At 64.0% G+C, this 6870-nt stretch carries 5 protein-coding genes; 2 read left to right on the top strand and 3 right to left on the bottom strand.

Going from position 1 to position 6870, the window contains the following annotated elements:
• The first annotated feature begins 637 nt into the window (after positions 1-637).
• On the top strand, positions 638-1576 hold the full coding sequence (locus EN932_RS24995; RefSeq protein ID WP_127369568.1) for a diacylglycerol kinase family protein: 939 nt from the start codon (positions 638-640) through the stop codon (positions 1574-1576).
• A 79-nt stretch (positions 1577-1655) separates the two neighbouring features.
• Here EN932_RS24995 and EN932_RS25000 read toward each other — a convergent pair whose 3' ends face one another.
• Genes EN932_RS25000 through EN932_RS25010 form a run of 3 tightly spaced genes read right to left on the bottom strand, consistent with a single transcriptional unit; the run spans position 1656 to position 5394 of the window.
• Positions 1656-2573 (bottom strand): NAD(P)-dependent oxidoreductase, encoded by a 918-nt coding sequence (locus tag EN932_RS25000; RefSeq protein ID WP_127369569.1) that lies wholly within the window; start codon positions 2571-2573, stop codon positions 1656-1658.
• A complete protein-coding gene (locus tag EN932_RS25005) occupies positions 2570-3781 on the bottom strand; it encodes a mandelate racemase/muconate lactonizing enzyme family protein (protein ID WP_013530046.1) in 1212 nt (403 codons plus the stop codon). The genes EN932_RS25000 and EN932_RS25005 overlap by 4 nt, the downstream gene beginning before the upstream one ends.
• Positions 3778-5394, bottom strand: coding sequence for a GMC family oxidoreductase N-terminal domain-containing protein (locus tag EN932_RS25010; RefSeq protein ID WP_127384773.1), 1617 nt, complete (start codon positions 5392-5394; stop codon positions 3778-3780). The genes EN932_RS25005 and EN932_RS25010 overlap by 4 nt, the downstream gene beginning before the upstream one ends.
• Positions 5395-5632: 238 nt before the next feature.
• Between EN932_RS25010 and EN932_RS25015 the strand changes: the two genes are divergently transcribed.
• Complete coding sequence (locus EN932_RS25015) at positions 5633-6574, top strand: phosphoribosylaminoimidazolesuccinocarboxamide synthase (protein ID WP_127370159.1); 942 nt, start codon at positions 5633-5635, stop codon at positions 6572-6574.
• The last annotated feature ends 296 nt before the right edge of the window (positions 6575-6870 follow it).

Raw genomic sequence — 6870 nt, forward strand, 5'->3', positions numbered from 1 at the left:
AAAGGGCATCGGGGGGCCAAAAAGACAGTCGGCGCCGGGATTTCTCCCAGCGCCTCCCTGTCAGATCAGGACACGGTCGCGGCAGCAACTTCCGTAAAGTCGTCGCGCCTTGCCGGCCTTGATTTTGACGGTCCTGCCAGTCCGCCGCCCGAGAGCAGCGTCCGTTCGGGACCACGCCGGTCTCCACCCTTGCGAGCTTTGCCCTGCGCACCATCGAAGGTTTTTGCCGTCCTTCATGGCAGCATCGGTCCGCCGTCGGCGTTGGCACGCTTTCCGCGGCCCCGTAGGTCTCGGCTCCGTCCCTCGAAACAGGCAAGCCTGCTCTCGCTTCGGGCCGTACGGGCCTCAGGAAATCCGCCTTTCACTTCGCCTTTCGGCTTGATGATCGGTAGCCGCCTGAGATGGGTTTAATGTACGCCGAGTAAGGGTCCTGGGGAATGGCCGCTGCCCTGTGGATAGCGGGATTACCGGGGATCGTTAGCCACAAACCGGGGAATTCGAGCGCCGGCTGCTTTAGACAGCCCGCCCGCTTTTTTGCGTACGAGCCGACAGCGCCCCTTGCTCCGCCGGTGGTCGCGGGCTTCAATGCCGGCAAAGGATCGGACCTGCATGTCCGGCGCCGGGGAGGGCGGGTATTTTGAAAGTCGGAGTGGTTCTCAACCCGATTGCCGGTGGCGGCCGGCTGAAACGGCATTGGCCTGATGTTGCCGTGTCGCTGAAAAAGCATTTCGGCGAATTCGAGCTGCGCGAAACGCAGGCCGAAGGCGATGCCGAAAGGCTGGCAATCGATCTCGCAATGATTGGCTTCGATCTGGTGATTGCGGCCGGCGGTGACGGCACCGCCAGCGAAGTGGCCGACGGGCTTCTGCAGGCGGCCCAGGAGAGCGGCCGGATCACTGAACTTGGCCTGTTGCCGTGCGGCACCGGCATCGATTTCGCGCGCGGGCTCGGCCTGCCGAAAGAGGTGGATGCCGTGCTGAAGCGGTTGGCCGAAGCCAAGGGTCGCAAGGTCGATGCCGGGCGCATCGGCTACATCGACGATCACGGCGCGCTGGCCAGCCGGCACTTCATCAACATCGCCAGTCTCGGCCTGTCCGGCGCCACCGACCGCGCCGTCAATGCCGACAAGCGCAAGGGCAGGATGTCGGCCAAGGCACTGTTCCTGTGGCGCACCGTGGTGGAGTTCATCCGCTACCGTTTTCAGGACGTCAGGATCACGGTCGACGACGGCGCACCCGTCGAAGCGCGCATGGCGCTGGTGGCGGTCGCCAATGGAAAGTTCTTCGGCGGCGGCATGATGATCGCGCCGGATGCCGAAATCACCGACGGGCAGTTCGACATCGTCATCCTGCGCGCCGCCGGCAAGCTGAAGCTGATCTGGGACATCCGGCTGCTCTATGGCGGCCGGCACCGCAACCATCCGGCGATCACCATCCTGCGCGGCAGGAAAGTGGTGGTCGAGCCGCTCGGCGATGCGTCAGAGAGTGGCGCCCTGGTCGATATAGACGGCGAGTCGCCGGGACGCATACCCGCGACCTTCGAGATCCTGCCGGGTGCATTGACGCTCAGATACTGAATCAAGCCGTTGACAGATTGATTCAGATGAATCCGCCCATCAATCCAACGTCCTGAAATCGCTTGATAACTGGCTGATGTCAGAGTTCCAGCTTGGCCGGAAAACCGGGCGCGCGCAGGTCGGTATCGACGGCATCCTCGAGCAATTTGACGATCTGGGTGGACCAGGCGCTGCCGCCATATTCCTGTTTGCCCATCTGGAAAATCTCACTCACAAGCGGCGCCAGTTGGAGCGGCAGTCTGAATTCCCTGCCCATCGCCAGCGCGAAGCCGAGGTCCTTCAGCGCCAGGTCCATGGTGAAGCCGATGTCGTAGGAGCCGTTCAAGATGAGCTGGCTTTCGGTCTCATGGACGAAGCTGTTGCCGGAGGAGGCTGAGATGGCATGGTAGGACTGGGCGAGGTCGAGCCCGCCCTGTTTCGCCAGCATCAGCGCCTCGCCGGCGGCGACGAGATGGATGAAGGCGAGCATGTTGGTGATCACCTTGATCACCGCCGCCGAGCCGACCGGACCCATCAGGAACGACTTTGCGCACATCGCCTCGATGGCCGGCCGATGACGTTCGTAGAGCGCTGGATCGCCGCCGACCAGCGCGGTGATCTTGCCAGCCGCCGCCAGATGCACGCCACCGGTGACCGGGCATTCCAGCGTCTCGACGCCCCTGGCCGAGGCGAGGGCCGCAAGGCGAAGAATCTCGTCGCGGCCGTTGGTCGACATCTCGATCCAGGTACCGCCCTTGGGAAGGCCCTCTAGCAATCCGCCGGGTCCGGCCAGCACCGCTTCGCTGACCTTGGGCGAAGGCAAGCACGTGATGGCATTGCCGGCCCGGCCGGCGGCCTCGGCCGGGCTGCTCGCGGCGGTGGCGCCGAGCGCCACCAGGCGCTCAGCGGCGGCCGGATCGCGGTCGAAGACGGTGACGGCAAAGCCGTTGCGGATCAGGCTGGCGGCAAGGTTGCCGCCGAGATGGCCAAGCCCGATGAAGGCGTAGCTTTCGCTCACGGCATCAGCGGGGTCTGCATCATCTGCAAATGCAGGTCCTTGCCCGTATAGGGATGCGCGTCGCAGACCGCTTCGTTGAGCTCGACGCCGAGGCCGGGCTCCTTCGAGGGGATGACATTGCCGTCCTGCCACTCGATCTTCTTCTTCAAGAGCGTGGCATGGAAACCGTCCCACTGCTTCAGCGATTCCAGGATGAGGAAGTTGGGCAGCGTCACCGCCAGTTGGATGTTGGCCGCACCGACGATCGGCCCGCAATAGCAGTGAGGGGCGATCTGGATGTGGTAGGCCTCGGCCATCGCCGCGATCTTCTTGGTTTCGAGAATGCCGCCGGAGCGGCCGAGGTCCGGCTGCAGGATGGTCGCGGCGCGGTTCTCGATGACGCGGGCGAACTCGAACTTGGTGGTCAGCCGTTCGCCGGTGGCGATCGGGATCGAGGTCGCGCGGGCCACTTGCGCCATGACTTCGGGCATGTCAGGCGGCACCGGCTCCTCGAACCACAAGGGATCATAGGGCTCGATGGCGCGCGCCATGCGCAGCGCGCCGGACGCTGTGAACTGGCCGTGCGTGCCAAACAGGATGTCGGCGCGGGTGCCGACCGCCTCGCGGATCGCCTTGATCATGCGGGTGGACAGGTCGATATCGACAAGACGCGGCTGGTGGCCGTCGAAGGCGGTGTAGGGGCCGGCCGGGTCCAGTTTGACGGCGTTGAACCCCTGTTCGACATATTCGAGCGCGCAGGCGGCGGCGAGATCGGGGTCGTTGTAGACGTTCTTGCCGTGCGCATCCTCGGAGTGGACGCTGCCGGTGTGCGGATAAAGATAGGTGTAGGAACGCAGCGTTTCGTGCACCTGGCCGCCGAGCAGTTTGTAGACCGGCTTGTCGGCCTCCTTGCCGATGATGTCCCAGCAGGCCATTTCCAGCGCCGAGAAGCAGCCCATGCCTGACACGTCGGGCCGCTGGGTGAAGCCGGACGAATAGGCGCGGCGGAAGAAGTTCTCGATGTCGTGCGGATCGCGGCCGACGAGATAGCGCTCGGCCATGTCCTCGACCATCCGGGCGGTAACATGGGCGGAGAAGGTGGCGTTGTAGGCTTCGCCATAGCCGACGACGCCGCCATCGGTGGTCAACTTGACGAAGATGAAATACTTGCCGCCGATGCCGGGCGGCGGATTGTCGACAACCCAGGTCTTGACGTCGGTGATCTTCATTTTTGGTCCTCCAGAACCAGTTCGGCGCCCTTCCAACCGGTCATGATCGAGGCGGCGTTGGTGTTGCCGGTGATGTTGTCGGGGAAGATCGAGGCGTCGATGACGCGCAGACCGTCGATGCCGTGCACCTTGAGACGCGGGTCGACGACGGCGCGCGCCGGATCGGGCCCCATGCGGCAGGTCGAGACCGGATGATAGACGGTGCCCGAGCGCTTCCTGAAATCCTGAATCAGGTCTGCATCGGAAGTGATTGACGGGCCTGGCAAAACCTCTTCCTCGATGATCTCGGCCATGGCAGGCATCGAGGCGATCTTGCGGACGAATTTCACCGCCGCCAGCATCTCCTCGACATCGGCATTGGTGGAGTAGGCATTGGCCGTTATCCTGGGGTACTCGCGCGGATTGGCCGAGCGGATCATGATCTCGCCACGGCTCGACGGGCGGCAGTTGGACAGGCCGATGGAAAAGCCCGGCCATGGGTCGGGCGTCAGGATGGGACGCTCGCCGCTCTTGGGAATGACGGTCGAGAATGCCTGGAAATAGAGCTGCATGTTGGGCCGCGTCGCCGCCGGGTCGGTGCGGAAGAAGCCGCCGGCATTGTTCATCGACAGCGACAGCGGGCCCGAACGGGTCAGGATATATTGCATGCCGACCAGCAGCTTGCCCCACCAGGGACGCAGCGTCTGGTTGAGCGTCGGCAGCTTGCCCTTGAAGGTGTAGTTGATGCCGACATGATCCTGCAGATGCGCGCCGACATTCTCGTTGGCCTGGACCATCCGGATGCCCAGGCCTTTCAGCAGCGCGGAGGGCCCGACGCCGGACAGCTGCAGCAATTGCGGCGAGTTGACCGAGCCGCCCGACAGGATGACTTCGCGGCCGGCACGCGCCGACTTCGTCTCGCCGTTCTGCTGGTATTCGACACCGACGGCGCGCTTGCCCTCGAACAGCACCCTGGTCGCCAGCGCCTTCATCTCGACGCGGACGTTGGCGCGCTTCATCGCCGGGCGCAGGAAAGCGCGCGCCGCCGACATGCGGCGGCCGTTGCGGGTCGAGATCTGGTAGACGCCGACGCCTTCCTGGGCAGCGCCGTTGAAATCCGGGTTGAAGGGCAGGCCGGCCTGCTGGCCGGCGGCGAGATAGCGTTTGGTCAGCGGGTGGACGGCGCCCGAACAGTCTGTGACATGCAGCGGGCCGCCGACGCCGCGCCATTGGTCTGCGCCGGCCTGGTTGTCCTCGAGCGCCTTGAAGGCGGGCAGCAGATCGTCATAGCCCCAGCCGGGATTGCCGGCGGCGGCCCAGGCATCGAAATCCTCGCGCGCGCCCCTGATCCAGACCATGGCGTTGATCGAGCTCGAACCGCCGAGCAGCTTGCCGCGCGGCCAGTGGTCGGCATTGCCGGCGAGCCCCGGGTCCGGCTCGGCCTTGTAGTTCCAGTTGACGTCGGGATCGAAGAAGGTCTTGCCGTAGCCGAGCGGCATCTGCACGTAGAAGCGGCGGTCGCTGCCGCCGGCCTCCAGCACCAGCACCGAGAAGCGCCCCGAGGCCGACAGTTTTTCAGCCAGGACCGAGCCGGCCGAGCCGGAGCCGACGATGATGAAATCATAGGTCTGCATGATGGAAATGGGAGGCTCCGAAAAATTGGCTGCAGCCTAGACGCGACGGCATTCCGAAGTCGCCGCGCCATCCGGCATCAGTTGTGAAAAAAGCGACCGTCGAACCGATCAGGTTTGCGGGGATTCCCGACAATCGCGCTTGATATCTATCGTCCCGACAGCCTATGCGATGGCACTATCTTGGCGCATAACTTTTCGGAATTATGCTCTGGCCACTCTGCGGAAGGCAGGAAATCATATGCGGACCCTCCCTGACGCGTTCATTCCCGAACTGCCGGGCCACTACAGCGGCAAGGTCCGCGAAAACTACGATCTGGCGGATGGCCGGCGCATCATCATCGCCACCGACCGGCTCAGTGCCTTCGACATCATCCTGACTTCGATCCCCTACAAGGGAGAGATACTGACCCAGACGGCGCGCTACTGGTTCGAGGAAACCGCCGATATCTGTCCGAACCATGTTCTCGAATACCCCGACCCGAACGCCGTCGTCGGCACGAGGCTCGACATCCTGCCGGTCGAGATCGTCGTGCGCGGCTATCTGGCGGGAACCACCAGCACCTCGATCCTGACGCGCTACAAGCGCGGCGACCGCGACATGTACGGTATCCGCCTGCCGGACGGCCTGCGCGACAATGAAAAGCTGGCCGAGCCGATCATCACGCCGACCAGCAAGGCCGCGCATGGCGGCCATGACGAGCCGCTGTCGAAAGCCGAGATCCTCGAACAGGGTCTTCTCACGCAGGCGCAGTGGGACACCGTGTCCGGCTACGCTTTGCGGCTGTTCGCCCGCGGCCAGCAGCGCGCCACCGAGCGCGGCCTGATCCTGGCGGACACGAAGTACGAATTCGGCACCGACAGGAACGGGACCATCATTCTTGCCGATGAAATCCACACCCCGGACAGCAGCCGGTACTGGATCGCATCGAGCTACGAACGGGCGCTCGCCGACGGCAGCCGGCCGGAGAGTTTTGACAAGGATTTCGTCCGGTCGTGGGTCTCGGCGCGCTGCAACCCCTACAGCGACCCGATACCTGAGATACCGGCCGAGATCGTCGAACAGGCCTCGCGGGTTTACGCGCAGGCTTATGAGGCGATCACCGGCAAGGAATTCTCGCCGGACCTTTCCGGGGACAGCGTGCTCGATCGTATTCGCACGAACCTCAGGCGCTATTTCTGATCGACCTTCGCCGGTGATGCGAACTGCCGTCCCATGGCCATGCCCAGGGTCTACGAACTCGGGTTAACCGGTCCTCGGAAACCTTCGCCGGTGTGTTGGCTGACGGAGCAAACGAAAAACCCGCCTGTGCGGCGGGTCACTGGCGCAAATCAGCACCATAGGCAAAAATGTACCATAGCTGAGGGCACCCAGTCAAGAAAAAATTCCTATCGTGAAAAAGCTGCCCGGCAAAAAGGCTGCCGACACCGCGCGCCGGCTGTCGCAGGTCTTTTGCCAGTCCGAGCCTGTGGCCATGC

The sequence above is a fragment of the Mesorhizobium sp. M7A.F.Ca.US.002.01.1.1 genome (assembly GCF_004022955.1).
Classification (GTDB): domain Bacteria; phylum Pseudomonadota; class Alphaproteobacteria; order Rhizobiales; family Rhizobiaceae; genus Mesorhizobium; species Mesorhizobium ciceri.

Coding starts and splice junctions, on each gene's coding strand:
- EN932_RS25005 (WP_013530046.1), bottom strand. CDS start 3,781: ATGAAGATCACCGACGTCAAGACCTGGGTTGTCGACAATCCGCCGCCC.
- EN932_RS25015 (WP_127370159.1), top strand. CDS start 5,633: ATGCGGACCCTCCCTGACGCGTTCATTCCCGAACTGCCGGGCCACTAC.
- EN932_RS25010 (WP_127384773.1), bottom strand. CDS start 5,394: ATGCAGACCTATGATTTCATCATCGTCGGCTCCGGCTCGGCCGGCTCG.